This is a genomic window from Streptomyces rimosus subsp. rimosus (assembly GCF_000720725.1).
Lineage (GTDB): Bacteria > Actinomycetota > Actinomycetes > Streptomycetales > Streptomycetaceae > Streptomyces > Streptomyces rimosus_A.
The window spans coordinates 71,196-97,932 of sequence record NZ_JOCQ01000030.1; the positions used below are offsets into that span (position 1 = coordinate 71,196).

The window sequence follows — 26,737 nt, forward strand, 5'->3', positions numbered from 1 at the left end:
CACGGCGCCACCGCGGGGTGGCGACATGCGCCGGGCCGGATCAGCCCTGGTGCTTGAGGATGTAGTCGGTCGCGTCGCCGACCGTCTTGAGGTTCTTGACGTCGTCGTCGGGGATCTTCACGTCGAAGCGCTCCTCGGCGGCGACGACGACCTCGACCATGGACAGCGAGTCGACGTCCAGGTCATCGGTGAAGGACTTGTCCAGCTTGACGTCCTCGGCGGGGATCCCGGCGATCTCGTTCACGATCTCGGCGAGACCGGCGACGATCTCTTCCTGAGTGGCGGCCATGATGGCGCTCCTTCGGTGATGTGTCGGGGAACTGGAAGGTCCGCAGTTCCGGATGATGGATCAAGCTCCGTACAGCCGCCGGGACGCGTTCGAGCGGATGGCGCTGCGCAGATCTTGCCTAGGGGAGGGTAACGACCGTCGCGGCGTACACGAGACCCGCCCCGAAGCCGATGACGAGCGCGGTGTCCCCGCTCTTGGCCTGCCCGGTCGCCAGGAGCCGCTCCATGGCGAGCGGAATCGAGGCGGCCGAGGTGTTGCCGGTGGTCTCCACGTCACGGGCGACCGTGACATTCTCCGGCAGTTTGAGGGTCTTCACCATCGAGTCGATGATCCGCATGTTGGCCTGGTGCGGGATGAAGACGTCCAGGTCGTCCGGGCTGACCCCGGCCGCGTCCAGCGCCTGCTGGGCGACCTTGGCCATCTCGAACACCGCCCACCGGAAGACCGCCTGGCCCTCCTGGGTGATGGCGGGGTAGCGGATGTCCTCCAGGGCCATCCGGGCCTCGGGGCCGTCGCCGCCGGGCACCGGGGTGCGGCGGTAGACGTCCCAGCCGAAGGTCTGCTTGATCGTCTCGGCCTTGTCGCCCTCGGAGCCCCACACGGTCGGGCCGATCGCAGGCTCCTTGGCCGGGCCGACGACCACGGCGCCCGCGCCGTCGCCGAAGAGGAACGCGGTCGCGCGGTCCTCCAGGTCGGTCAGGTCCGACAGCCGCTCGACGCCGATGACGAGCACGTACTCGGCGCTGCCGTCGGTGACCATGCCCTTGGCGAGCGTGAGGCCGTAACCGAACCCGGCGCAGCCCGCGGAGATGTCGAACGCGGCGGGCTTGCCCGCGCCGATCCGGTGCGCGATCTCGGTCGCGATCGCCGGGGTCTGCTTGAAGTGCGAGACGGTCGAGACGATCACCGCGCCGATCTGCTCGGGCGTGACACCGGCGTCCGCGATGGCCTTGCCGGCCGCCTCCACGGACATCGCCGACACGGTCTCCTCCGGGCCGGCCCAGTGCCGGGTGGCGATGCCGGAGCGCGAGCGGATCCACTCGTCGGAGGAGTCGATGTGCTTGAGGATCTCCTCGTTCGGCACCACGCGGGTCGGGCGGTAGCCGCCGACGCCCATGATGCGCGCGTACGCGGCGCCCTTGGCGGGCTTGATCTTCGAGGTCATGCTCTCGGGGCTCCTATTCGGCCGGGGCAGAGTGCTCGGCGATCAGCGTGCGGGCCGCGTCGAGGTCGTCCGGGGTCTTCAGGGCGAGCGTCTTGACGCCGGGCAGCGCGCGCTTGGCGATGCCGACGAGGGTGCCGCCGGGACTGGCCTCGATGATGCCGGTGACGCCCAGCTCCTTGAACGTCTCCATGCACAGGTCCCAGCGCACCGGGTTGGCCACCTGGCCCACCAGGCGGCGTACGACGTCGTGCCCGTCGGTGACGACGTGGCCGTCCCTGTTGGACACGTACCGGGTGTGCGGGTCGGCGGGCGTGAGCTGCCCGACCGCTTCCTCCAGCGCCGTCACGGCCGGGGCCATGTGCTCGGTGTGGAAGGCTCCGGCCACCTTCAACGGTACGACGCGGCGGGTGCCCTCGGGCTTGTCCTCGGCCAGCGCGGCCAGCTGCTGGGCGGTGCCGGCGGCCACGATCTGGCCCGCGCCGTTCACATTCGCGGGGGTCAGGCCCAGCTTCTCCAGGTGCGGCAGGACGACGTCCTGTTCGCCGCCGAGGAGGGCGGCCATGCCGGTCTCGGTGACGGCGGCGGCCTCGGCCATGGCCAGGCCCCGCTTCCGTACCAGCCGGAGCGCCTCGTCCTCGGACAGCACACCGGCCAGGGCGGCCGCGGCCAGCTCGCCGACGCTGTGTCCGGCGGTGGCGCCGACCTGCCGGGAGAAGTCCTCCGGGGTCGCGAACAGCTGTCGTGCGGACACCAGGGAGGCCGCCACCAGCAGCGGCTGTGCCACCGCGGTGTCGCGGATCTCGTCCGCGTCCGCGTTCGTGCCGTAGTGGACCAGGTCCAGGCCGATGGCGGCCGACCACTCACGGAGCCGGTCTTCGACACCGGGAAGGTCGAGCCAGGGGGTCAGGAAGCCGGGCGTCTGAGCGCCTTGGCCGGGAGCGACGAGTACGAGCACCCTCACACTCTCTCTTGTGGGAGGTCCCGCCCGCCCGTGGGGACAGGGACGAAGAACCATCAGGGGAATTGTTGGTGTTCTACAAAAGTCTAGAGTTGGCTGTCACCGTCGGCCAGCCGCCCCAGGATCAGCGCGATGCGCAGCGTGAAGGCGGAGCGTACGTCGGAAGGTGACCACCCGGTGACGTCCGTCACACGTCGCAGCCGGTAGCGCACGGTGTTGGGGTGCACGAAGAGCATCCGCGCCGCGCCCTCCAGACTGCTGGCCTGTTCCAGATACACGCTCAGCGTCTCCAGGAGAGCCGAGCCTGCCTCCTCCAGCGGTCTGTAGATCTCCTCCACCAGCTGCTCACGCGCTGCCGGGTCGGACGCCATCGCCCGCTCCGGGAGGAGGTCGTCGGACAGTACGGGACGGGGGGCATCCGGCCATGCGGCACATGCCTTCAGTCCGGCCGCCGCGGCCTGCGCCGAGCGCGTCGCCGCCAGCAGGTCGGCGACCACCGGGCCGGCCACCACGGGGCCCGCCGCGAACGGTCCGATCAGGGCTTTCGCCGCCTTGAGCGGATCGTCCGAGCCGCCCGCGATGACCACCAGACGGCTGCCCAGGACGCCCGTGAGCACCTGGAGCTTGGCGTGGCGGGCCGCCCGGCGGATGGCTTCCACCGTCAGCTCGCTGTCCCCGTCCGGGGCCGTACCCAGCACAACGCACACATGTTCGGGAGAATTCCAGCCGAGCGCGGCGGCCCGCGACACCGCGCCCTCGTCCGCCTCCCCGGACAGCACCGCGTTGACCACCAGCGACTCCAGGCGCGCGTCCCAGGCGCCGCGCGCCTCGGCGGCCTGCGCGTACACCTGGGCGGTGGCGAAGGCGATCTCGCGCGCGTAGACCAGCAGCGCCTCGCGCAGCACCCCCTCGTCGCCGGGGGCCGCCACGTCGTCGATCGCGGCCTCCATGACCTCGATGGTCGTACGGACCATCTCCACGGTCTGGCGCAGCGTGATCGCCCGGGTCAGCTCGCGCGGCGCGGTACCGAACACGTCGGTGCTGATGGCCTGCGGCGTCTCCGGGTGCCGGAACCACTCGGTGAAGGCCGCGATGCCCGCCTGGGCCACCAGCCCGATCCACGAGCGGTTCTCCGGCGGCATGGCGCGGTACCAGGGCAGCTGCGCGTCCATGCGCGCGATGGCGTTGGCGGCCAGCTTGCCGGACGACTTCTCCAGCCGGCGGAGCGTCGCGGTGTGCGGATGCGGGTGCGCGTCGCGCGATGCGGGTTCAGACACGGGGACAAGCCTGCCTTATCGGGGCGGTGTGATGGCGCGGTGGGCCGAGCGGGGCGGGGACTACGGTGGTCGGGTGATCCACGTACACAGGGGCGACGAACGGTATCCGGGCGGCGACGCGGCCGCCGGGATCGAGACGCGGCACGCCTTCTCCTTCGGCCCGCACTACGACCCGGACAACCTGCGCTTCGGCGCGCTCATCGCCTGCAACGAGGAACGGCTGGCGCCGGGCGCGGGCTTCGACGAGCACCCGCACCGCGACACCGAGATCGTCACCTGGGTCGTCGAGGGGGAGCTGACCCACCGTGACTCGACCACCGGCCACGAGACGGTGGTGCGCCCCGGCGACGTGCAGCGCCTCAGCGCGGCGGGCGGCGTGCGGCACGAGGAGCGCAACGACGGCGCCGCCCCGCTGCGCTTCGTGCAGATGTGGCTCGCGCCCACCGGGTTCGGCGGCGACCCGGTGTACGACGTGGTGCGCGGCATCGCCGACGGGACGCCGTACGCGGTGCCCGGGGCCGCCGCGATGCTGCATCTGCGGCGGCTGCCCGACGGCGCGCGCTCCGCCGTGCCGGACGCGCCGCGGATGTACATCCACGTCGTGCGCGGCGCGCTCCGGCTGGACGGCGAACGCCTGGCGGCCGGGGACGCGGCGCGGATCACCGACGCCACGGACCTGGTGGTGACCGCCGAGGGCGACGCGGAGTGCCTGATGTGGGAGATGCCGGGCGAACCGTCGTACGGCTGAGGGCCAAAGCCCGGCCACCGGCCCCGGGAGAGCGGCGAACGGGACCACCGCGCCGCTGCCCGCGTTCAGCGCAGCTCGGCGAGGACCGCGTCGGTCAGCGGCGGCCACGCCTCGATCGCCCAGGGCCCGAAGGCCCGGTCGGCCAGTGCCACGCAGGCCGCGCCCGCGTCCGGGTCCACCCACAGGAACGTGCCAGCCTGGCCGAAGTGCCCGAACGTCCGCGGCGAGGAGGCGGCGCCCGTCCAGTGCGGGGACTTCCCGTCGCGGATCTCGAAGCCCAGGCCCCAGTCGTTCGGGTTCTGCATGCCGTAGCCGGGCAGCACACCGCGTACGCCGGGGAAGACCACCGACGTCGCCTCGGCGAGCGTCTGCGGCGCCAGCAGGCGCGGCGCGAGCAGCTCGGCGCCGAACCGGGCCATGTCCGCGACGGTCGAGACGCCGTCCTTGGCGGGCGAGCCCGGCAGGTCGGTGGCGGTCATGCCGAGCGGTTCGAGGACCGCCTCGCGCAGGTACTGGGGGAAGGGGATGTCGGTGGCCTTGGCGATGTGGTCGCCGAGCGCCTCGAATCCCGCGTTCGAGTACAGCCGGCGCTCGCCCGGCGGGGCCTGTACGCGGTCCTCGTCGAAGGCCAGCCCCGAGGTGTGCGCGAGCAGATGGCGCACGGTCGAGCCCGCGGGACCGGCCGGCTCGTCCAGCTCGACCGCGCCCTCCTCGACGGCGAGCAGCGCGGCGTACGCGGCGAGCGGCTTGGTGACCGAGGCCAGCGGGAAGCGGTGTTCCTGCGGGCCGTGGGTGCCGGCCACCGTGCCGTCGGTGCGTACGACGGCGGCGGCCGCGGTCGGCACCGGCCAGTTCTCGATCATCCGAAGGCTCTGCAAGGACATGGGCATGAGCCTAACGCCCTCGGTGGCGCGCCCGGGACGGCCCGGAGGCTTCCGCCGCCCCTCAAGATTGGGTCAAGACACCGCTTGCTTGGAGTGCACTCCAAGTCTCTAGCGTTGAGGACGTCGTGAGAGATCCGGGAGCAAACGGCCCGGTACCGGGACATCCGGCAACTACGGGAGGCACGGCATGACGGTGACGGCGACGGACGCGGTGGTGGCCGCGGCGGAGACGGCGGTGGCGGACCAGGAGCCCGCGCGGCTGGCCCGCTGCAGGGGCCCGGTGCTGCACCCGCGGCCCACCGGCCGCGACCAGTACACGATCAGCGAGGTCGCCGAGCACACCGGACTGAGCGCCCACACGCTGCGCTGGTACGAACGGATCGGGCTGATGCCGCACGTGGACCGTACGCACACGGGCCAGCGCCGCTTCAGCAACCGCGACCTGGACTGGCTGGACCTGGTGACGAAACTGCGGCTGACCGGCATGCCGGTGGCGGACATGGTCCGCTACGCCGAGCTGGTGCGCGAGGGCGAGCACACCTTCGCCGAGCGGGAAGAGCTGCTGACCGCGCACCGCGCGGACGTACGGGAGCGGATCGCCGAACTGCAGGACACGCTCCGGGTCCTCGACTACAAGATCGATGCTTATGCGGACGCCCGCCGGGCGTCAGAGGGAGTATGAGGTCGGCATGACCACTGAGAAGATAGCGACCGTTCGCCTGGGAGCCGCCGGCCCGCTGGTCGGGGTCCAGGGGCTCGGCTGCATGGGCATGAGCTTCGCGTACGGCCCGACGGAGGACGAGGGCGAGGCGCGGGCGACGCTGGAGCGGGCGTTCGAACTGGGCGTCACGCTCTTCGACACCGCCGACATGTACGGCCTGGGGCACAACGAGGAGTTCATCTCGCCGTTCATCCGGGCGCACCGGGACGAGGTCGTACTGGCCACGAAGTTCGCCATCGCCGCGGACCCGGCCGACCCGCTGAACCCCGCCAAGCGGTCCATCCGCAACGACCGGCCGTACATCCGCCAGGCCGTCGAGGCCAGCCTGCGCCGCCTCGGCGTGGACGAGATCGACCTGTACTACATGCACCGCCGCGACCCGGACATCCCCATCGAGGACACGGTCGGCGCGATGGCCGAGCTGGTGGCCGAGGGCAAGGTCAAGCACCTGGGCCTGAGCGAGGTCACCGGCACCGAACTGCGGGCCGCGCACGGCGTGCACCCGATCGCCGCCGTGCAGTCGGAGTGGTCGCTGTTCAGCCGGGACGTGGAGGACGGCGTGGTGCCGGCCGCGCGGGACCTGGGCGTCGGCTTCGTGCCGTACTCGCCGCTCGGCCGCGGCTTCCTGACCGGCTCGTTCGTCAGCGCCGAAAAGGAGCTGACCGACGACGACTTCCGCCGCCAGCAGCCCCGCTTCACGGGCGACAACGCGAAGGCCAACGCGGCCCTGCTGGAGCCGGTGCGCGAGGTCGCCGCCGCGCACGGGGCCTCGCTCGGGCAGGTCGCGCTGGCCTGGGTGCAGCAGCAGGCGCAGGTGCACGGCCTGGCCGTGGTGCCGATCCCGGGCACGCGCAAGCGCAGCCGTGTCGAGGAGAACGCGGCCGCCACGCGCATCGTGCTCAGCGCGGAGGAACTGGCGCTGCTGGAGCCGGTCGCGAGCAAGGTCGCGGGCGACCGGTACGCGGACATGACGTTCACCTCGGTGGGCCGGGAGTAACGGAGCGACAAGCGGCGGGTGGTGCCGTCCCCCGGGGTGGCACCACCCGCCGGTCTTCGCGGGCCCGGCTCAGGCCAGGCCCAGCGCGAACACCCCGAACGCCGCCGCCAGGGTCCCCGCGACCGCCCGCCGGGCCGCCGTCATCCCGGTCCACGGCGCCTCGAAACGCCGGGTCACCCGGCCGATGAGCACCAGCGCGACGGCGAAGACGGGCAGCCAGGCGAGGCGGGCGAGAATCCAGCCCACGGTGTCCGGCGCCATGGTGAGACCGGGCACGGCACCGGTGAAGGACGCGGGCACGGCCGTCGCGAACATCGCCGTCTGGTGCCAGCACAGCACCGTCATCGCGCAGAGGTTGACGACGACCACCGGCGCCCAGAGCGCCGGGCGGCGCAGCAGCCGGGCGATGCGGTCGCGCAGCAGGACCGCCGCGCCGGACTGGGCCGCGGCCAGCGCGAGGACCAGCAGCGACGGCGGGTGGGAGTTCGTACGGTCCTGGCCCGGTACGCCGACCATGCTCGTCGGGTAGTGGAAGAACAGCAGCAGCGCGGCGAACAGCGCGGTCCCGCCGAGCAGCAGCGTCCACGCGGCACGCCGCCCGAGCCGCTTCTCGCCCCAGGACACGCCCAGTTGGTAGGCGAACATCCAGCCCGGCAGCAGGTTGAGCAGGCTCAGCCAGGACGGCATGGCGTCGGCGTACGGCCCGTACCGCAGGAAGTCGACCATGGCGACGGCGGCCAGCAGCGGCGCCGCGGCCCACGCGCCCAGCCGGCGGGCCGCGCGGACGCAGTACGGGGTGAGCGCGGTGATGCCCGCGTAGACCCCGACGAACCACAGCGGCTGGATGACCAGCGTCGCCCCCGTACGGAGCGTGGGCTCGGGCACGCCGCACACGGACAGTACGGGAATCAGCGCCGCCCAGACGGCGGTCACCCCGAGGACGGGGCGGCCCAGCCGGGCGAGGCGCGTCCGCAGCCAGTGGCCCGTCGACTCACCGCGCGCGGCGGCGCGGTGGAAGGACAGCACCGACGCGTACCCGCCGACCAGGAAGAAGATGCCGAGCATCTGGAGCACCCAGCTGGCGGGCGCCAGGGCGGCGAAGGAGGACAGCGGGCTGGCGTTGTGCAGCGCGCTGTCGGTGTCGAGCGTGAAACCGCCGAGCAGCCAGTGACCGGTCGGGACGGCGAGCAGCGCGAGGGCGCGCAGACCGTCGATCGCGCGGTCGCGGTGGGCGGGCGTACGGCCCTCTATGGTGCGGACGGCCTTGCGGACGGGAGCCAGGAGCGGGGCCGGGAGCGGGGTGGCCATGGGGGCCTCTTTCCGGGGTGGACGGGAAGGCTGGGGCAGGTGGCGGGGCGTCCGGCGCCCGTCAGCGCACCTGGTCGTAGCGGCCGAGCGCGATGTCGGCGAAGTTGCGCAGCGAGTCCGTGCCGGGCGCGAGGTAGCCGGTGTGGCCCTCGGCCGTCCGTGCCGGCACCCGGCGCGCGCCGAACTCCGGGTCGGTCGGGTCCGTACCGTGGCCCAGGCCCAGGAACTCGACGTGCGGCACGTTGCCGATCCAGTCGGTGGCGTCGCGGGCGGCCCACACCCGGGCGGTGGTGCGCAGCGCCGCCACACTGTCCGTCCGCATGCCGGGGGAGCCGAAGACGATCAGGTCGGAGATCCGGCCCTGCTCCAGGCGCGGTACGGCCAGGGCGCAGACGAGCGATCCGTAGCTGTGGCACAGCAGGGTGGGGGCCGGGACGCCGACCGCGGCCAGCCCGTCCAGGAAGCGGGCCAGGCGCGGGGCACCGGCCTCCGCCAGGCGGCCGGTCGCGGCGTCCGGGCCGAGGCCGAGCGGGGTGGTGTAGCCGGTCCAGGCGATCGCGGCCGTACGGACGCCGGGCGCTTCGGCGGCCATCCGGGCCCGCAGCGACTTGGCCATGCCGGACGGCGTGCCGTACGGGTCGCGCGCCCGGTCGGACGAGGACAGGTCGATGTCCGAGCCCGGCACGAACACGGACGTACGCTGCGCCGTCGCCAGGTTTCCGAACACCTCGGCCACCTGGCCCCGGCCGCGCGGGTCGAAGGCGAGGATCTGGCGGCCGGGGCGCAGCAGTTCGGCGTAGCGGCCGGCCAGCCGGCGTGCTTCCTGGTGGTCCTGGAGCGTCCCGGCGGGGTCGGTGGCGCGGGCCAGTTGGCGTTCGCGCTCCGCTTGCAGCGCGAGGGCGTTGGCGCGGTAGCGCAGGGCGAGCGGCGCGCCATCGAGGTTGCCCACGGTGAGCGGGTGACGGGCCGCCAGCTGCTGCTGCTCGGTCCCGCTCAGCGCGCGGAAGAACCGGGCGACCTGGGCCGGGGTGGCGGTCGCCGGGTCGGGCAGCCGCTTGCCGGTGGAGTGGTCCGCGCGCCAGGCCGCCGCGCCGGGCGCGGGCCCGGTGACGGCGTCCTGCGTGGAGCCCGCCGCCCAGCCGCCGGTACCGCCGACGACCGCCGCCGCCAGCACGACCGCGACGAGCGTGCGCCTACCGCGTAGCGTGGACCGGCGCGGCTTGGACATGGTGGGGTCTCCCTCTTCCGTTGACGTAGCGGAGGGAAACGTAAGAAGCGGACGGGTGACGGCACGTCACACCGCGGAGCCAACTGCCCGCTGATACCGGGGTAGGGGGTCCCCGCCGCGCTCGTCCTCCAGCACGACCGGCCACCCCCAGTCACAGAGGGGGGTTGTCCCCACCTCCGTAGGCGCTGACCAGGGGGACGGTGGGGCGGGACGGTGGGGGTGGGGTGGTGCGCCGGTAGCGGAGGTCGGGGTACCGGTACGTGGGCGAGGCGGTACCCCGGTACAGGGCGGGAGCGGTACCTCGGTACGGGTGGGGCGGGGCGGGCGCGGACGGTACCGGAAACACAGGAGGGCGGGAGCGCGCCGCTCCCGCCCGTCTCCCCGCGCTCCGCCGGTCAGTTCGCCCCCGGCGACACCAGCCCCGACTCGTACGCGAAGATCACCGCCTGGGCGCGGTCGCGCAGCTCCAGCTTGGCCAGCACCCGGCCGATGTGGGTCTTCACGGTCTGCTCGGCGAGCACCAGGGAATCGGCGATCTCCTGGTTCGACAGGCCACGGGCGATCAGCTCCAGCACCTCCGTCTCGCGCGGGGTCAGCCCGTTGAGCCGCAGCGCGGTGCGGTCCTTGCGGGGCGCGGGGCGCTGCCGGGCGAAGTCGGCGATCAGCCGCCGCGTCACGGACGGCGCGAGCAGCGCCTCGCCCGCCGCCACCACCCGTACCGCCGAGATCAGGTCGGCCGGCGGCGCGTCCTTGAGCAGGAACCCGGACGCCCCGGCGCGCAGTGCCTCGTACACGTAGTCGTCCACGTCGAACGTGGTGAGCATCAGCACCTTCGGCCGGTGCACCACGCCGGCCGGCGGGTCCAGCAGCTGCCGGGCCGCCTCCAGCCCGTCCATCTCCGGCATCCGGACGTCCATCAGCACCACGTCCGGGTGGGTGCGGCGGCTCAGTTCGACGCCCTGCACGCCGTCCGGCGCGTCGCCGACGACGTCGATGTCGCTCTGCGCGGCGAGCAGCGCGGCGAAGCCGGCGCGCACCATGGCCTGGTCGTCGACGATGATCACCCGAGTGGTCATGCGGGGTTATGGTCCTTTGCTGTTATGGGGAGTTGGGCGGCGACACGGAAGCCGCCGTCGGGCAGGGGCCCGGTGTCCAGGGTGCCGTCCACCAGCCGTACGCGCTCCCGCATGCCGACCAGGCCGTGGCCCGTACCGGAGGTCTCCAGCGGCGCGGCCGGGCGCGGCGGGGCGCTGTTGACGACCAGGACGGTCAGCGGGGCGCCCTCCTCGCCGGCCGTGACCGAGACGCGGGTGTGCGCGCCCGGCGCGTGCCGTACGACGTTGGCCAGCGCCTCCTGCACGATGCGGTACGCCGACAGGTCCACCGCGGGCGACAGCGCCACCGGCTCGTCGGGCAGCGCCAGATCGACCGGCACCCCGGCCCGCACCGTCCCCTCGACCAGTTTCGGCAGCTGCGCGAGGCCGGGCTGCGGCGCCTTCTCCGGGCCGCCGTGCCGCTCCGTCTCCTCGCTGCGCAGCACGCCCAGCAGCCGCCGCATCTCGGCCAGCGACTCCCGCGCGGTGGCCGCGATCGTGCTGAACTCCTCCTGGGCGGCCTGCGGAATGCCGCTGATGCGGTACGGCGCGCTGTCCGCCTGCACCGTGATCACCGACATGTGGTGGGCGACGACGTCGTGCAGCTCGCGGGCGATACGGGTGCGCTCCTCCAGCAGCGTGCGCATGGCGCGCTCGGCCTCGCTGATGTTCTCCTGCTCGATCAGCTTGCGCTGCGCGGCCCCGCGCTCCCGCAGCGCGCCGCCCACCAGCAGCACGACGCCGGAGAGGGTGAACATCAGCACCCAGGTGCCGGAGCCGTGGTTCGGCCGGACCATCTCGAAGAAGACGCTCACCGCGCCGGTCGCGCCCCAGACGGCCACCAGCGTGCGGCGTCTTTCGTGCAGGGAGAGCGCCAGCATCAGGACCAGGTAGCCGACGATGACCGTGGGGGGCCAGGGCCAGGCCTGGTCGCCGAGACCCGGTGCGAAACCCAGCGCGATGCCGCCCGCGACATCGGCTGTGAAGATCACCCACCACGCCTGGAGCGGCCGGGCCACCGCCAGCAGCAGCGGCACCGTCTGGGCGATGGCCAGGGTGCCGGCCGGGCCGCCGCTGAGCCCGTAGTCGTTGACGAGGACGTTCACCGTCGAGGGCAGCAGCGAGACCATGAAGCAGAAGGCGACCGCGTACGGCAGCAGGCGCAGCCAGCGGTTCTGTACCTGGCCGAAGAGCGGGGCGCCGGGGCCGGCGGGCCTCCCGAGGTCCTCGGCCAGGGTGCGCAGCCCTTGCCGTCCGGCCCGCAGGAGGCGGGAGCGCAGGCGGTGGAAGTCGTCCGCGGGGCGCGGTGGTGTCGTCTTCATGGCCTGGTCAGCGTAAGCGGGGCCGGGCGCCGGGGCGTCATACCGGGGGGTGGCCTTGGGCGTCATACCCCGGTACGGGGCGGGCGGCGCCGTACTCCGGTACGGGCACGACGCGCGGGACCGGCTGTCACGTGCCGCTCCCGCCTGCGACCACCTCCCCTTCGGCTACAGCTCCGCCAGCAGCTCCGCCTTCTTCGACGTGAACTCGGCGTCCGTCAGGAGCCCCGCCGTGTGCAGCTCGCCCAGCTGCCGTATGCGGTCCGCGATGTCGGCCGGATCGCGCCGGGCGTCGTCGCGGGGCCGCACCGGCCGGCGTGGCGCCGCGTCCCCGTCGGGAGCCGCGGCCCGTACGGCCTGGAGCACCGCGGCGGCGAACGGCAGCGACTCGTGCACCGGCCCGTACCCGAGCCCGAACACCACCGAGGCCGGATCCTGGTCCGCCTCGCCGGGCCGCCGGTCCTCCGCGCCCCGCTCCACCAGCCGCAGATATCCGTTGCCGGACAGCACCCCGGCGCCGCCCTCCGGCGAGCGCCACTCCACCCCGGCCAGCTCGCCGACCGGGAAGCTCTGGTCGCCGCACTTCCACTTGGCCGACGAGGCCCCCGTCCAGAACCAGCGGAACGCGACCGCGCTGCCGTCGAAGGACGCCTTGCCGTCGTACGCCTTGAAGGTCAGCGGCGGTTCCGGCGCGGCCACCAGGTGTTCCCCGGCGGGCCGCGCGGCATCGGGCCCGAGCGCGCCGCGCAGCTCGTCCCGGTAGTACTCGGCCAGCACCTCGCGCTCGGCGGGCAGCACCAGGCGGTAGGGGTCGAGATCCTCCTTGAGCTGGCCGGCCGCGGCCTCCAGCAGCGGGTCGGCGCCCGGCCGGGGCACCGCGCGCAGCACGACCGTGCCGCGCCTGCCCGGCGCCAGCTCGACGGACTTCAGCGCCTCGTACGGGACGCGCCGCTCGCCGAGCGCCTGGAAGAGCTTCGGCCTGCGGATCCCCCGTTCGAAGCGGATGAGCACGGAGTCCGTGTCGAACTCCCAGACGGCGTGAAAACCGGCCAGCACATCACCCATGCGGCTCATCGTAAGCGGCGGTCGCCCGCCCGTCCCCCTTCCGGACATCATGCGCTACGCGCGTCAAGCCGCTTTTGCCCCATGCCGCCCGCGAGTCCGGTGCGTCCGGAACGCGTGACCCGGGGCTCCGGTATCCGTACCCGGCACGGCGGCACGGCCGGGGAGCGGCCCGCCCCCGGCCGCCACGGCTCAGGCAAGGTCGGCCGAGCAGCCCTGGTCCTGCGGGGCGCAGTCCACCGAGGCGACCGCGCCCACCCCGATCATCGCGAAGTTGCGCAGGCTCCGGGTGCCGGGTTGGAAGTACCCGGCGTGCCCCTCGGCGCCGCGGGCCGACAGCACCCGCGAGCCGAAGGCCGGGGTGACCGGGTCGGCGCCGTGGCCGAGCCCGCCGACCTCCAGGTACGGCACGTCCTGGATCCAGTCGTCGGCGTCCCGCATGGCCCAGACCCGGGCGTGCGTACCGAGCCCGGCGACAGTCTCCGCCCGCATGCCGGGGCTGCCCGCCACCGCGATGTCGGTGACGGAGGACGGCAGCCGGCGGGCCGCGACGCCGCAGACCACGGAGCCGTAGCTGTGGCACATCAGCGATACGGAGGCGCTCTCCGGCAGCGCCCGGACCAGCTTGTCCAGCCGCAGCGCGCCCTGCGCGGCGAGCTGCCCGGTGGCGGCCTCGACCCCGAGCCCGGCGGGCGCGGTGTAGTCGGCCCAGGCGATCACGGCCGTACGGGAGCCGGCGCGGGCGGCGCGCTGCGCGTCGTAGAGCGACTTGGCCATGCCGGCGGGCGCGCTCGTCGCGCGCGCCGTGCGCTCGAAGGTGGCCAGGTTGGTGTCCACGCCGGGCACCACCACCGAGACGCGGCGGGCGTGCCCCAGGTCGCCGAAGACCTCGGCGGCCCGGCCGCCGCCGGCCGGGTCGAAGGCGAGGATCTGCCGCCCCGCGGTGCCCATCGACGCGAAGCGGTGCATCAGCCGGCCCGCCTCCCGGCGGCCCACCGGCGTCAGCCGCCGGTCGTGCATCCGCTTCCGCGCCACCTCGCCGGCCTGCGACAACGCCTTCTTGTTGGCCTGGTAGCGCAGATCCACGGGGGCGCCGCCCATATTGCCGACGACCAGCGGGTAGCGGTCGGCGAGCGCGGCCCGCTCGGCGCGGCCGAGCGAGCGGAAGAAGGCGGCGAGCGTGCCGGGCGCGGAGCCGGTGTCCGGCAGCCGGTGCCCGCGGAAGGAGGCGTGGTCCCAGGCGGCCCGCGCGGTGGCCAGCGGGTTGGCGTCGTCCTTGGTGCCTCTGACGGCCGTCCAGCCGGTCATCGCGAGCATGACGAACACCACCACCAGGGCGAGCGCCGCACGCCAGGCGGTGGACTGCAGGAAACCGAAGGAGGGAGCGCCGAGCCCCGAGAAGGAAGAAGTCACCGCGGGCCACCCTAGGAGACGGGGCGGGGCGCCCGCTCGGTGCGTGAGTGATATCACGTTTCGGCCTGGGCATTTGGCGTCACAACGGACACGCCGCGAGGCGGCCCGGTGCTCAGACGTGCGGAAACGGTCTCACGCAGGCACTCGGCCGGCGGTGCGGACGATTGGATTCGGCCACTGGCTCACCGGTCGCGCCGCTTACCGGTCACGGGTTCGCGCCGCTTACCGGTCACGGGTTCGCGCCGCTTACCGGTCACGGGTTCGCGCCGCTTACCGGTCACGGGGCCGCTCACCGCTCACCGGCTTGCGCCGCTCACCGGCCGCGCCACTCCCCGCTCACGGCCGGAACGATCTGCGCGAGGTACTCCTCCGTGATCTCGCGGATCGACTCCACGCTCACGTCCTCGCCCTCGCCCCACACCTTCCCGGCGACCCGCATCACCCCGCTGAACGCCGCGACGACCACCCGCGGGCGCGGGTCCGTCGCCACGTCCACGCCCTCGCGCCGGGCGATGAGGCGGGCGATCTGCTCCTCCAGGACCGCGTAGCGGCGCCAGTGCGCGGCGATCAGCGCGGGCGTCGACTCGATCATCTGGTAGGTGCGCATGTGCAGTTCCAGCGGGATCACCGACTGGATCGCGCCGCCGATGTCGTCCCACGAGGTCATCACGGCGTTGCGCAGCGCCTCCAGGGGCGCCTCGCCCTCCGGCCGCCGCTCCAGTTCACCGGCGAAGCGCGCCTCCACCATCTCGTGGACGGCGAAGACGACCTCCTCCTTGCTCGCGAAGTAGCGGAAGAACGTGCGCTGCGAGACGTCGACGGCCTCGGCGATCTCGTCGATCGTCGTTTCTTCGTAGCCGTGCGCCGTGAACAGTTCGAGGGCGGAGCGGATCAGCGCGTCGCGGGTGCGCTGCTTCTTGCGCTCGCGCAGGCCGCCCGAGGGGGCGGGGGCGGGCCGCGCCGGGCGGGCGGGAGACGGGCCGCCGCCCGTGGAAGGGGCCGCTGCCCCGGCGTCCGGCCCGGGGGCCAGGGCGGTTTCAGGTCGTGTCACCTGCGGCGTGGAGGGAGTCATCCTGCGCCGCCTTTCTCGTTGTTGCCGCTGCTCAGAATACCTGTGAGCTAGATGACAGTTACCGACTGATGAATTGCTTTGTCAACTGTCAGTGGCTGACATTAGCCTCGAAGGATGAGCTCTCAGACCCCGGTTGCCCACGCCGCACCGGACCTCCCCGTACCGGAGCCTCGCAAGGGACTCCGGGGCCATCCGTGGCTGACCCTCTTCTCCGTCGCGATCGGCGTGATGATGGTCGCCCTCGACGGCACCATCGTCGCCATCGCCAACCCGGCCATCCAGGCGGACCTCAAGGCGTCCCTCGCCGATGTCCAGTGGATCACCAACGGCTATCTGCTGGCCCTCGCCGTCTCGCTGATCACGGCGGGCAAGCTCGGCGACCGCTTCGGCCACCGCCAGACCTTCCTGATAGGCGTGGTGGGCTTCGCGCTCGCCTCCGGAGCCATCGGTCTGTCCAGCGAGGTGTCGCTGGTCATCACCTTCCGCGTGCTCCAGGGCATCTTCGGCGCGCTGCTGATGCCCGCCGCCCTCGGACTGCTGCGCGCCTCCTTCCCGGCCGAGAAGCTCAACATGGCCATCGGCATCTGGGGCATGGTCATCGGCGCCTCCACCGCCGGAGGCCCGATCGTCGGCGGTCTGCTCGTCGAGCACGTCAGCTGGCAGTCGGTGTTCTTCATCAACGTGCCGGTCGGTGTGCTCGCCCTGGTGCTGGGCCTGGTCATCCTGAAGGACCACCGCGCCCAGAACGCCCCGCGCTCCTTCGACATCCCCGGCATCGTGCTGCTCTCCGGTGCCATGTTCTGCCTCATCTGGGCCCTGATCAAGGCCGGTGAGTGGGGCTGGGGCGACGCGAAGACGCTGGGCTTCCTCGCCGCCGCTGTCGTCGTGTTCGCCGCCTTCGCGATCCTGGAGACCAAGGTCCGCGAGCCGCTGATCCCGCTGCGGATGTTCCGTTCCGTGCCGCTGACGGCCGGTACGATCCTGATGGTGCTGATGGCCTTCGGCTTCATGGGCGGTCTCTTCTTCGTCACCTTCTACCTGCAGAACGTGCACGGTCTGAGCCCGGTCGACAGTGGCCTGCACCTGCTGCCGCTCACCGCGATGATGATCGTCGGCTCGCCCGCCGCGGGCGCGCTGATCACCAAGTTCGGCCCCCGTATCCCGCTCGTCGGCGGCATGGTCTGCACCGCTGTCGCCATGTTCGGCATGACGACGCTGACCACCGGCACCGGCACGTTGGCCATGTCCGTGTGGTTCGCGCTGCTCGGCCTGGGCCTCGCGCCGGTCATGGTCGGCGCCACCGAGGTCATCGTCGGCAACGCGCCGCTGGAGCTCTCCGGCGTGGCGGGCGGCCTCCAGCAGGCCGCCATGCAGGTCGGCGGCAGCCTTGGTACGGCCGTGCTCGGCGCCGTGATGTCCAGCAAGGTCAGCTCGGACTTCGCGGGCAACTGGACCAAGGCGGGCCTGCCGGGCGCTCCGGACCCGGCGCTGAAGGCCGCCGCCGAGGTCGGCGCGGTGCCGCCGCAGGTGGCCCAGGCCCCGGGCATGACGCCGCAGATCGTCGACCGGATCGGCACCGCGGTGCACGACACGTTCGTGTCGGGCATGGGCCTGGCCTTCACCGTCGCCTGCGCCGTGTCGGTCGTCGCGGCCGTCGTCGCGCTGTTCACCAAGCGCGGTGCGAACGCAGAGGCGGGCGCGGGCGTCGGGCACATCTGACCGCCCGCCGTCTGCCGTCGGCCATTCGCCGTCCGCCGTCCGTCGGGCAACCGGGTCGCGTTGACGCGCGGCCGGCCGGGGCTCCCGCCCCGGCCGGCCGCGCGTTTCGTTTCTCCACAGGCGCGCTGTCGCTCGTACGGGTCTGCGGTACTCCGCACCTCTGCGTACGCTGACCGGGCCGTACGCCCTCAAGCCGCGTCAACCGGCCGCCCCGCAGGCCCCGTTGAACGCCCGACGGCGGCGCGTCGCCTGTCCGGGTGGACCGGTCCGTGCGTGCCTGGCGCCCGCACCCGCACGCAGCCAAGCTCGGATCACCGACCCCGCGGCGGACAACCACCCGTCGCGGCACGCCACTTCGTACTCCACGGGGGAGTGATCCACATGCGCATGGTCCACACCGGCATCCTGATCGCGGGAGCCGCCGCGCTGGCCGCCGCCCACCTCGGCGCCTCGCCCGCGCACGGCACACCGCAGGCCCGGCCTCGGGCGCACACGGGCCCGGCCGCCGGCGACTGTGCCACCGGACAGTTCTGCCTCTGGCCGGGCCGCGGCTTCACCGGTGAGCGGCAGGTCCACGAACTGGCCGACACCGACATCGAAAGCTGCGTCACGCTGCCCGCCGGAGCCCGCGCCGCATCCTTCGCCAACCGCACCGGGCGGCCGGTGACCACGTACCAGAGCGCCGAGTGCCAGGAGACCGGGGAGTTCGACACTTACCCGGGCGGCGGCAGCTGGGTGCCCGAATCCCCCTATCAGGTGCGGGCGTTCAAAATCTGGGAGCGGTGAGCGGGGGAGTGGAGGCGGCGGCGGGGGGTACCCGGGTGGCGAGCCCGGACCACGCGACCCTCGGGAGGGATGATGGCGGGCCTCGGACAGCACAGCCGTACGCGATTCCGTACCCACCTGCGCAAGACCCCCCGCTCACGGGGCCGGACGGGGCCTCGGAGCGGGCCGGACCGCGCGACGCTGGGCGTGATCGGACTCATCTGCGCGGTCGCCGGATTCTTCGTCCTCAGCATCGTCCTGGGACCGGTGGCCGTGCTCCTCGGGTGGCTCGCGATGGGCCGCCGGTGGAGCGCGGGGAGCCAGGCGCTCCCGGCGCTGGTGGCTGTCGTCCTCGGTGCGATCGACACGGTGCTGGCGATCATCCGGATCACCAGCGTGGCCGCCGGGTCCCCGATCTGAGCGGGCCCCGGTAGCCGTACGCCGGGTCCTGATCTGAGCGGGCCCCCGCAGCCGTACGCCGGGTCCCGATTGGAGCGGGCCCCGGCAGCCGTAAGCGATCACCCGCCCGTCACCGGGCACTCCGGCGGCGGACGGGAGCACCGGAACAGAGAAGCGCGGCGCCCCCGGCCGGATCTCTCCGGCCGGGGGCGCCGCGCTGTCGGCTGTACGAGCCGCTGTCGGTGCCGGGACGCCTACGCGTCGCCGCCCGCCTCGCCGGCCTCCGCGGCCGCGACGTCCAGCAGCTGGTAGCGGTCGATCGCCTGCTTCAGCAGCGAACGGTCGACCTTGCCCTCCTTGGCCAGCTCGGTGAGCACGCCGAGCACGATCGACTGCGCGTCGATGTGGAAGAAGCGGCGGGCCGCGCCCCGGGTGTCCGCGAAGCCGAAGCCGTCGGCGCCCAGCGACTGGTAGGTGCCCGGCACCCAGCGCGCGATCTGGTCCGGAACCGCACGCATCCAGTCGGAAACGGCCACCTTCGGGCCCTCGGCGTCGGCGAGCTTCTGCGTCACGTACGGGACGCGCTGCTCCTCCTCCGGGTGGAGCAGGTTGTGCTCCTCGATCTCCACCGCGTCGCGGCGCAGCTCGTTCCAGGAGGTTGCCGACCAGACGTCCGCCTTGACGTTCCACTCGTCGGCCAGGATCCGCTGGGCTTCCAGCGCCCACGGCACCGCCACGCCGGAAGCGAGGATCTGCGCCGCGTGCTCGCCCTTCTCGCCCTGGTTGACGCGGTACAGGCCCTTGAGGATGCCCTCGACGTCCACGTCCGCCGGCTCGGCCGGGTGCTGGATCGGCTCGTTGTAGACGGTGAGGTAGTAGAAGACGTCCTCGCTGTTCTCGCCGTACATCCGGCGCAGACCGTCCTTGACGATGTGCGCGATCTCGTACCCGTACGCCGGGTCGTAGGCGACACACGCCGGGTTGGTCGAGGCGAGCAGCTGGGAGTGGCCGTCCGCGTGCTGGAGGCCCTCACCGGTCAGGGTCGTACGGCCGGCGGTCGCGCCCAGCACGAAGCCGCGCGCGAGCTGGTCGGCCATCTGCCAGAACTGGTCACCGGTCCGCTGGAACCCGAACATCGAGTAGAAGACGTAGACCGGGATCAGCGGCTCGCCGTGCGTGGCGTAGGCGGAGCCCGCCGCGATCAGCGAGGCGGTGCAGCCGGCCTCGGTGATGCCGTCGTGCAGCATCTGGCCGGTCGGCGACTCCTTGTAGGCCAGCAGCAGTTCGCGGTCGACCGACTCGTAGATCTGGCCCAGCGGGTTGTAGATCTTCGCGGACGGGAAGAACGCGTCCATGCCGAAGGTGCGGTACTCGTCGGGCGCGATCGGCACGAAGCGCTTGCCGATCTCCTTGTCCCGCATGAGGTCCTTGAGGACCCGCACGAACGCCATGGTCGTGGCGATCTTCTGCTGACCGGAGCCCTTCTTCGCGCCCGCGTACGCCTTGTCGTCCGGCAGCGGCAGCGGCTTCGCCCGCACGACGCGGGTCGGCACATAGCCGCCCAGCCCCTTGCGGCGGTCGTGCATGTACTGGATCTCTTCGGAGTCGCGGCCCGGGTGGTAGTACGGCGGCAGGCCGTCCTCCAGGTCCTTGTCCGGGATCGGCAGGTGCAGCCGGTCGCGGAAGCCCTTGAGGTCCTCGACCGTCAGCTTCTTCATCTGGTGGGTCGCGTTGCGGCCCTCGAAGTTCGGGCCGAGCGTCCAGCCCTTGACGGTCTGCGCGAGGATCACCGTCGGCTGGCCCTTGTGCGCCTTGGCCGCCGCGTACGCCGCGTAGATCTTCTTGTGGTCGTGACCGCCGCGGCCCAGGTGCTGGATCTGGTGGTCGGTCATGTTCTCGACCATCGCGCGCAGGCGGTGGTCGTCACCGAAGAAGTGCTCGCGGATGTACGAGCCGGTCTCGGTCGCGTACGTCTGGAACTGGCCGTCCGGCGTCGTGTTCAGCTTGTTGACCAGGATGCCGTCGCGGTCCTGGGCCAGCAGCGGGTCCCAGGAGCGGTCCCACACCAGCTTGATCACGTTCCAGCCGGCGCCGCGGAACTGCGACTCCAGCTCCTGCATGATCTTGCCGTTGCCGCGGACCGGGCCGTCCAGGCGCTGCAGGTTGCAGTTGACCACGAAGGTCAGGTTGTCCAGGCCCTCACGCGCGGCGATGGACAGCTGGCCGAGCGACTCCGGCTCGTCCATCTCGCCGTCGCCGAGGTAGGCCCACACGTGGGAGTCGGAGGTGTCGGCGATGCCGCGCGCCTCCATGTAGCGGTTCATCCGGGCCTGGTAGATCGCGCCGAGCGGGCCGAGGCCCATCGAGACGGTCGGGAACTCCCAGAAGTCCGGCATCAGCCGCGGGTGCGGGTAGCTGGACAGGCCGTTGGGGAACTTCGACTTCTCCTGGCGGAAGGCGTCCAGCTGCGCCTCGTTCAGGCGGTCCAGGAGGTACGCACGGGCGTACACGCCGGGCGAGGCGTGGCCCTGGAAGAAGATCTGGTCGCCGCCCTTGCCGTCGTCCTTGCCCCGGAAGAAGTGGTTGAAGCCCACGTCGTAGAGGGAGGCGGAGGACGCGAAGGTGGCGATGTGGCCGCCGACGCCGATACCGGGGCGCTGTGCCCGCGAGACCATGACCGCGGCGTTCCACCGGGTCGCGTTCAGGACCTTGCGCTCGATCTCCTCGTTGCCGGGGAAGAACGGCTCGTCCTTGGTCGCGATGGTGTTGACGTAATCCGTGCTGCGCATCTCGGGAACGGCCACGCGCTTCTCGCGGGCACGCTCGATCAGGCGGAGCATGAGGTAGCGGGCACGTTCCCGGCCTCGCTCATCGACGGCTGCGTCGAGCGAGTCGAGCCATTCCTGGGTCTCTTCGGGATCGAAGTCCGGGACCTGGCTGGGAAGGCCGCCAATGATGATCGGGTTGCGATCGGATCCGGAAGCCACGCTGTTCCTTCGCTGTTCGGTATTGCTCTGCTTGGTGTCGCGCCGTCTTCCATCGTGTACCGGCTCGCCGGGATACGTCATCTCTACCGGTGGGTAACCACTCCCTAAGAGACGGGCGCTGAAAGGCCGGTTTTTCAGGTCGGCCAAATCGCAACCATACGCCCACGCCAAAACCGGCTGCCGTACGGTCGTGCGAACCCCGAAGAGGGGTCCGTACGCGAGGTGACGCCCCCCAAAGGGCGCAGTCCCCTCTCAAAACTACATAAAGACCACGAAACGGTGTGGGGTGAATCACTTCCCGCCGTGTGTGCGGGGTCGCAGTTGCGGCGAGACGGCGGTAAACGTCACCGTTTCGACGGTCTCGGCCGCCGGGTACTTGCGCGATCCGCCCGGCCCGTGTGGACTACGCCCAATGCCCCGCGCGTGCGTGGGGTGCAAGCCATTTACCGAAACATGACAGGAGGCAATCCGTGAGCGCGACCGCGGACCACGCGGAGGAGCGGACCAACCCGGCCGTCAAGCTGGGGTTCGAGCCCGGACAGGTGGTCCAGGAGATCGGCTACGACGATGACGTCGAGCAGGAGCTCCGCGAAGCCATTGAGGCCGTGATCGGCCAGGAGATCGTTGACGAGGACTACGACGACGTCGCGGACGTCGTCGTGCTGTGGTTCCGCGATGACGACGGCGACCTCACGGACGCGCTGGTGGATGCCATCGGTCTGATCGACGAGGGCGGCGAGATCTGGCTGATGACGCCCAAGACCGGCCGTGACGGGTACGTCGAGCCGAGCGACATCAATGAAGCCGCGCAGACCGCTGGGCTGTCCCAGACCAGGAGCATCAACGCGGGCAAGGACTGGAGCGGCAGCCGCCTGGTCACGCCCAAGGGCGCCAAGTCGGGCAAGCGCTGAGCCGCGTCCCCACGATCCGTACCCAGCCCTCCGCCGGGTGATCCGGTGGGGGGCTCGGTGTGTGGACGCCGGCGCGTAGGGTTGGCCGCAACCTGTTGGAATCCGCCGGAGCGGCCGTCGGCGGCGGTGCCCGTACGTACGCCCGGAACGGCGTCCGGGCACGGCGGCGCGCCCGCTCCCGGCGTCTGCGAAGGGAACGGTCCCATGGCGATCGAGGTCGGCACGAAGGCTCCGGAATTCGAGCTGAAGAACCAGCACGGCGAGCTGGTCAAGCTCTCCGACTTCCGCGGCGAGAAGGCCGTCGTCCTCCTCTTCTACCCCTTCGCCTTCACCGGCGTGTGCACCGGCGAGCTGTGCGCCCTGCGCGACGAGCTGCCGAAGTTCGTCAACGACGACGTGCAGCTGCTGGCCGTCTCCAACGACTCGCCCTTCTCGCTGCGCGTCTTCGCCGAGCAGGAGGGGCTGGAGTACCCGCTGCTGTCGGACTTCTGGCCGCACGGCGAGGCGTCGCGGGCGTACGGCGTCTTCGACGAGGAGAAGGGCTGCGCGGTGCGCGGCACCTTCATCATCGACAAGGAGGGCGTGGTGCGCTGGACGGTCGTCAACGGCCTGCCCGACGCCCGCGACCTCAACGACTACCTCAAGGCGCTCGACACCCTCTGACCGGGGCACGCCGGCCCGGGCGGCGGTGGCCGGCCCGGGCCGCGACATCGAAGCGGTGTCCGGACCGGAACCTGTAATCGGTGGGAACCGGTCACTAGGATCAAATCGTTGATCCGATGCCATGCACGATGGGGGCGCAAAGCATTTCGTACCCCTCGAACCCAAGGAGGACTCGTGGGAGTCAGCCTCAGCAAGGGCGGCAACGTCTCGCTGACGAAGGAAGCCCCCAATCTGACCGCCGTGCTCGTCGGTCTGGGCTGGGACGCCCGTACCACCACCGGTACGGACTTCGACCTGGACGCCAGCGCGCTGCTGACCAACGACCAGGGCAAGGTCGCCAACGACCAGAACTTCGTGTTCTTCAACAACCTGAAGAGCCCGGACGGCTCGGTCGAGCACACCGGCGACAACACCACCGGTGAGGGCGAGGGCGACGACGAGGCCATCAAGGTCAACCTCGCCGGCGTGCCCGCCGACGTGGCCAAGATCGTGTTCCCGGTGTCGATCTACGACGCCGAGAACCGCCAGCAGAGCTTCGGCCAGGTCCGCAACGCCTACATCCGCGTCGTCAACCAGGCCGACGGCAACGAGCTCGCCCGCTACGACCTGAGCGAGGACGCCTCGACCGAGACCGCCATGGTCTTCGGCGAGCTGTACCGCAACGGCGCGGAGTGGAAGTTCCGGGCCATCGGTCAGGGCTACGCCTCGGGCCTGCGCGGCATCGCGCAGGACTTCGGCGTCAACGTCTGACCGGAGTCACCTTCCGCGCCCGGCGCCGTACACCCCTGTCCCGGGGCGTACGGCGCCGGGCGTGCTTGAAGCCCGTACGCGCCCCGTACGGGACATGGACCCCGGAGAGCTGGCGTGCGCGCACCGCGCACGGTCCACACGCGCGCCGTGAAGGTGCCGTATCCGGGGCTGTGCCCACCTCGTACGCGCTGCGTACGCGTCGCGTACGGGCTGCGTACGGATCAGCAGAAAGCCGTGGGGCACCGCGGCACCACCGTCACCGGGGAGGATGCGAACACCATGGGCGTCACGCTCGCAAAGGGAGGCAACGTCTCCCTCTCCAAGGCCGCGCCGAATCTCACACAGGTCATGGTCGGCCTGGGCTGGGACGCGCGCTCGACCACGGGAGCGCCGTTCGACCTGGACGCCAGCGCGCTGCTGTGCAGGTCGGGGCGGGTGCTCGGGGACGAGTACTTCGTCTTCTACAACAACCTCAAGAGCCCGGACGGCTCGGTCGAACACACCGGTGACAATCTCACCGGTGAGGGCGAGGGGGACGACGAGTCGATTCTCGTCGACCTGAGCAAGGTTCCCGCCGAGGTCGACAAGATCGTCTTTCCGGTCTCGATCCACGAGGCGGATCTGCGCGGCCAGAGCTTCGGCCAGGTCAGCAACGCTTTCATCCGGGTCGTCAATCAGGCGGACGGCAGTGAGCTGGCGCGCTACGACCTCAGCGAGGACGCCTCCAGCGAAACAGCAATGATCTTCGGTGAGGTCTACCGGTACAGCGGTGAATGGAAGTTCCGCGCGGTGGGCCAGGGGTACGCGTCGGGGTTGCGCGGCATCGCTCTAGACTTCGGGGTCAACGTTTCGTAAAGGCGCCGCGCGCCCAGCGCGGGGGACCCCACACAGCGAGGGATTGGGTTAGGCAGTGCTCCTGAAAACCTTTGGCTGGTCGTTCGCCGTCACGGCGGTCGGCCTGGCCTTGGCCGGCGTCCTCTGGGGGTGGCAGGGGCTCGCGATCGTCGGCATCCTGTCGATCCTGGAGATCTCGCTCTCGTTCGACAACGCGGTCATCAACGCCGGCATCCTGCGCAAGATGAACGCCTTCTGGCAGAAGATCTTTCTGACCGTCGGCATCATCATCGCCGTCTTCGGCATGCGCCTGGTCTTCCCGGTGGTCATCGTCGCGGTCACCGCGAAGATGGGGCCGATCGAGGCCGTCAATCTGGCGATCAACGACAAGCCGCAGTACGAGCACCTGGTCACGGGGGCCCACCCGGCCATCGCGGCGTTCGGCGGCATGTTCCTGCTCATGATCTTCCTCGACTTCATCTTCGAGGAGCGCGAGCACAAGTGGCTGGGCTGGCTGGAGCGTCCGCTGGCCAAAATGGGCAAGCTGGACATGCTGTCCGTCATCATCGCGCTGGTCGTCCTGCTGGTCTCGGCGATGACGGTGGCCACCGACGTCGCGCACGGCGGCGGTGACAAGAGCGCGACGGTGCTGCTCTCCGGCGTCGCCGGCCTGCTCACGTATCTGATCGTGGGCGGCATCTCCGGCTACTTCGAGGACAAGCTCGAAGAGGCCGAGGAGGACGAGGACGAGGACGACGGCCCGGCGGCGAAGGCGGCCGTGGCCTCCCAGGAGGCCGGCTCGAACGGCGCGGCCTCGAAGCGCCCGGTCTCGGGCGTCGGTCTGGCCGGCAAGGCCGCGTTCTTCATGTTCCTCTACCTGGAGGTCATCGACGCGTCGTTCTCCTTCGACGGCGTCATCAGCGCCTTCGCCATCACCAACGACATCTTCGAGATGGCGCTGGGTCTGGGCATCGGCGCGATGTACATCCGATCGCTGACGGTCTTCCTGGTCCGCAAGGGGACCCTGGACGACTACGTCTACCTGGAGCACGGCGCGCATTACGCCATCGGCGCGCTGGCGGTCATCCTGCTCATCACGATCAAGTACGAGATCCCCGAGGTCGTCACCGGCCTGATCGGCGTCCTGCTGATCGCCCTGTCGTTCTGGTCGTCGGTGCGCAAGAACCGGCTGGAAGGAAAGTCGGGGAAACCCTCCCCGGCGGAGTCGGAAGTCACCTCCGGAGTGTGACGAAGGGCTGATTGAGGAACGCTCTCTGCGGGGCGGCCATGGAGTGCTCACTCCATGGCCGCCCCGCGGCCGTACCGGGCCACGGGGCGGCCGGGCACAGCCGGAGCAAGCAGCAGTCGGGCCGTCGGGCCATCGGGGCGGGCGGCCTCCGGGTCGGATCGATGGGGTGGGGCAAGGTGTCGTTCCTGGACAATTGGCGGCGGGGCGGGGCGCCGAAGTTCGAGGCCGGTGGTGCGTCGTATGTGGTCGAGCTGACCAAACGCAACCCGGTGGTCTCGCTGACGAAGCAGGGCGCGGCCTCCGGGCACCTGCGGGTCAATCTCTCGTGGCAGATGCGCACGTCCGACATCGGCATGCGCGGCTCGCAGCGCGGCGGGAGCCTGCTGCGGAATCCCGGCAAGATGTTCAAGCCGGAGGTGGTGCAGGCGCAGGGGCCGGCGGTCGTCAAGATCGACCTGGACCTGGCCTGCCTGTACGAGCTCAAGGACGGCACCAAGGGCGTGGTGCAGCCGCTGGGCAACTTCCTCGGTGACATCAACGCCGCGCCGTACGTGAAGCTCAGCGGCGACGACCGGTTCGGCTCGCCCTCCGGCGAGACGCTCTACATCAACCTCGACCACCGCGACGAGATCAAGCGCCTGCTGATCTTCGTCTACATCTACGACGGCACCCCGGCCTTCGACCGCACCCATGCCGTCGTGACGCTCTACCCGAGCAGCGGCCCCCGGGTGGAGATCGGCCTCGACGAACGGGCGCCCCAGGCCCGCTCCTGCGCCATCTTCATGCTGGAGAACAACAAGGGCGACCTGACCGTCCGCCGCGAGGTCAAATACGTCTACGGCTTCCAGTCCGAACTGGACCGGCTGTACGGCTGGGGCCTCCAGTGGGGGCGGGGGTACAAGTCGAAGGTGTGAGAGCGGGGGGC

25 protein-coding genes are annotated in these 26,737 nt (G+C 71.5%); 12 read left to right on the forward strand and 13 right to left on the reverse strand.

Annotated features, from left to right (window positions below; genetic code table 11):
* Positions 1–40 precede the first annotated feature (40 nt).
* From IH45_RS0117610 to IH45_RS0117625, 4 genes are all read right to left on the reverse strand, one after another.
* On the reverse strand, positions 41–289 hold the full coding sequence (locus tag IH45_RS0117610; protein ID WP_030668574.1) for an acyl carrier protein: 249 nt from the start codon (positions 287–289) through the stop codon (positions 41–43).
* Between the two features lie 118 nt (positions 290–407).
* Positions 408–1,454 (reverse strand): ketoacyl-ACP synthase III, encoded by a 1,047-nt coding sequence (locus IH45_RS0117615; protein ID WP_030668577.1) that lies wholly within the window; start codon positions 1,452–1,454, stop codon positions 408–410.
* A gap of 13 nt (positions 1,455–1,467) precedes the next feature.
* The gene (locus tag IH45_RS0117620) at positions 1,468–2,409 is read right to left on the reverse strand and encodes an ACP S-malonyltransferase (protein ID WP_030668579.1); all 942 of its coding nucleotides are present in this window, start codon (positions 2,407–2,409) and stop codon (positions 1,468–1,470) included.
* 89 nt (positions 2,410–2,498) lie between these two features.
* A complete protein-coding gene (locus tag IH45_RS0117625) occupies positions 2,499–3,689 on the reverse strand; it encodes a PucR family transcriptional regulator (protein WP_030597484.1) in 1,191 nt (396 codons plus the stop codon).
* Positions 3,690–3,762: 73 nt separating this feature from the next.
* Here IH45_RS0117625 and IH45_RS0117630 point away from each other — a divergent pair, with 73 nt between their 5' ends.
* A complete protein-coding gene (locus IH45_RS0117630; RefSeq protein ID WP_030668581.1) occupies positions 3,763–4,437 on the forward strand; it encodes a pirin family protein in 675 nt (224 codons plus the stop codon).
* A 65-nt stretch (positions 4,438–4,502) separates the two neighbouring features.
* Here IH45_RS0117630 and IH45_RS0117635 read toward each other — a convergent pair whose 3' ends face one another.
* Positions 4,503–5,321 carry a serine hydrolase domain-containing protein gene (locus IH45_RS0117635; RefSeq protein WP_030668584.1) on the reverse strand — a complete coding sequence of 273 codons (819 nt, stop codon included), beginning with the start codon at positions 5,319–5,321 and terminating at the stop codon, positions 4,503–4,505.
* 187 nt (positions 5,322–5,508) lie between these two features.
* Here IH45_RS0117635 and IH45_RS0117640 point away from each other — a divergent pair, with 187 nt between their 5' ends.
* Both IH45_RS0117640 and IH45_RS0117645 read left to right on the forward strand, forming a co-directional pair.
* Positions 5,509–6,003: a MerR family transcriptional regulator gene (locus IH45_RS0117640; RefSeq protein ID WP_030668587.1), complete on the forward strand. Its 495-nt coding sequence runs from the start codon at positions 5,509–5,511 to the stop codon at positions 6,001–6,003.
* Positions 6,004–6,010: 7 nt separating this feature from the next.
* The gene (locus IH45_RS0117645; RefSeq protein WP_030668590.1) at positions 6,011–7,039 is read left to right on the forward strand and encodes an aldo/keto reductase; all 1,029 of its coding nucleotides are present in this window, start codon (positions 6,011–6,013) and stop codon (positions 7,037–7,039) included.
* A gap of 69 nt (positions 7,040–7,108) precedes the next feature.
* On the opposite strand, the gene IH45_RS0117650 is transcribed toward IH45_RS0117645, so the two are convergent.
* The 7 genes from IH45_RS0117650 to IH45_RS0117685 all read right to left on the reverse strand — a co-directional run bounded on the left by IH45_RS0117650 (position 7,109) and on the right by IH45_RS0117685 (position 15,535).
* Entirely contained in the window at positions 7,109–8,347 is a 1,239-nt protein-coding gene (locus tag IH45_RS0117650) for an acyltransferase family protein (protein WP_030668592.1), read from the reverse strand.
* A gap of 61 nt (positions 8,348–8,408) precedes the next feature.
* The gene (locus IH45_RS0117655) at positions 8,409–9,575 is read right to left on the reverse strand and encodes an alpha/beta hydrolase (protein ID WP_030668594.1); all 1,167 of its coding nucleotides are present in this window, start codon (positions 9,573–9,575) and stop codon (positions 8,409–8,411) included.
* A gap of 395 nt (positions 9,576–9,970) precedes the next feature.
* Positions 9,971–10,651 carry a response regulator gene (locus IH45_RS0117660; RefSeq protein ID WP_030668597.1) on the reverse strand — a complete coding sequence of 227 codons (681 nt, stop codon included), beginning with the start codon at positions 10,649–10,651 and terminating at the stop codon, positions 9,971–9,973.
* On the reverse strand, positions 10,648–11,991 hold the full coding sequence (locus IH45_RS0117665; RefSeq protein WP_032917703.1) for a sensor histidine kinase: 1,344 nt from the start codon (positions 11,989–11,991) through the stop codon (positions 10,648–10,650). Before IH45_RS0117665 ends, IH45_RS0117660 begins: the two co-directional genes overlap by 4 nt.
* 165 nt (positions 11,992–12,156) lie before the next feature.
* On the reverse strand, positions 12,157–13,053 hold the full coding sequence (locus IH45_RS0117670) for a DUF4429 domain-containing protein (protein ID WP_030668602.1): 897 nt from the start codon (positions 13,051–13,053) through the stop codon (positions 12,157–12,159).
* A gap of 189 nt (positions 13,054–13,242) precedes the next feature.
* Positions 13,243–14,463, reverse strand: coding sequence for an alpha/beta hydrolase (locus IH45_RS0117675; RefSeq protein ID WP_078897622.1), 1,221 nt, complete (start codon positions 14,461–14,463; stop codon positions 13,243–13,245).
* Between the two features lie 313 nt (positions 14,464–14,776).
* A complete protein-coding gene (locus tag IH45_RS0117685) occupies positions 14,777–15,535 on the reverse strand; it encodes a TetR family transcriptional regulator (RefSeq protein WP_030668609.1) in 759 nt (252 codons plus the stop codon).
* A gap of 114 nt (positions 15,536–15,649) precedes the next feature.
* On the opposite strand from IH45_RS0117685, the gene IH45_RS0117690 reads away from it, so the two are divergent.
* The 3 genes from IH45_RS0117690 (at position 15,650) to IH45_RS0117700 (ending at position 18,439) form a co-directional block, all read left to right on the forward strand.
* The gene (locus IH45_RS0117690; RefSeq protein ID WP_030668612.1) at positions 15,650–17,254 is read left to right on the forward strand and encodes an MFS transporter; all 1,605 of its coding nucleotides are present in this window, start codon (positions 15,650–15,652) and stop codon (positions 17,252–17,254) included.
* A gap of 381 nt (positions 17,255–17,635) precedes the next feature.
* Positions 17,636–18,040, forward strand: coding sequence for a peptidase inhibitor family I36 protein (locus tag IH45_RS0117695; RefSeq protein WP_030668615.1), 405 nt, complete (start codon positions 17,636–17,638; stop codon positions 18,038–18,040).
* Between the two features lie 69 nt (positions 18,041–18,109).
* Positions 18,110–18,439 (forward strand): hypothetical protein, encoded by a 330-nt coding sequence (locus IH45_RS0117700; protein WP_030668619.1) that lies wholly within the window; start codon positions 18,110–18,112, stop codon positions 18,437–18,439.
* Positions 18,440–18,672: 233 nt separating this feature from the next.
* On the opposite strand, the gene aceE is transcribed toward IH45_RS0117700, so the two are convergent.
* Positions 18,673–21,405, reverse strand: coding sequence for a pyruvate dehydrogenase (acetyl-transferring), homodimeric type (gene aceE / locus IH45_RS0117705; protein ID WP_030668622.1), 2,733 nt, complete (start codon positions 21,403–21,405; stop codon positions 18,673–18,675).
* Positions 21,406–21,875: 470 nt separating this feature from the next.
* Between aceE and IH45_RS0117710 the strand changes: the two genes are divergently transcribed.
* The 6 genes from IH45_RS0117710 (at position 21,876) to IH45_RS0117735 (ending at position 26,726) form a co-directional block, all read left to right on the forward strand.
* Entirely contained in the window at positions 21,876–22,316 is a 441-nt protein-coding gene (locus IH45_RS0117710) for a DUF3052 domain-containing protein (RefSeq protein ID WP_030668625.1), read from the forward strand.
* A gap of 204 nt (positions 22,317–22,520) precedes the next feature.
* The gene (locus IH45_RS0117715; RefSeq protein ID WP_030668628.1) at positions 22,521–22,979 is read left to right on the forward strand and encodes a peroxiredoxin; all 459 of its coding nucleotides are present in this window, start codon (positions 22,521–22,523) and stop codon (positions 22,977–22,979) included.
* Positions 22,980–23,153: 174 nt separating this feature from the next.
* A complete protein-coding gene (locus IH45_RS0117720) occupies positions 23,154–23,729 on the forward strand; it encodes a TerD family protein (RefSeq protein ID WP_030023139.1) in 576 nt (191 codons plus the stop codon).
* A 279-nt stretch (positions 23,730–24,008) separates the two neighbouring features.
* Positions 24,009–24,584: a TerD family protein gene (locus tag IH45_RS0117725; RefSeq protein WP_003979714.1), complete on the forward strand. Its 576-nt coding sequence runs from the start codon at positions 24,009–24,011 to the stop codon at positions 24,582–24,584.
* A gap of 55 nt (positions 24,585–24,639) precedes the next feature.
* Entirely contained in the window at positions 24,640–25,812 is a 1,173-nt protein-coding gene (locus IH45_RS0117730; protein ID WP_030668632.1) for a DUF475 domain-containing protein, read from the forward strand.
* Between the two features lie 176 nt (positions 25,813–25,988).
* Positions 25,989–26,726: a TerD family protein gene (locus tag IH45_RS0117735; protein ID WP_030668635.1), complete on the forward strand. Its 738-nt coding sequence runs from the start codon at positions 25,989–25,991 to the stop codon at positions 26,724–26,726.
* Positions 26,727–26,737: the final 11 nt, after the last annotated feature.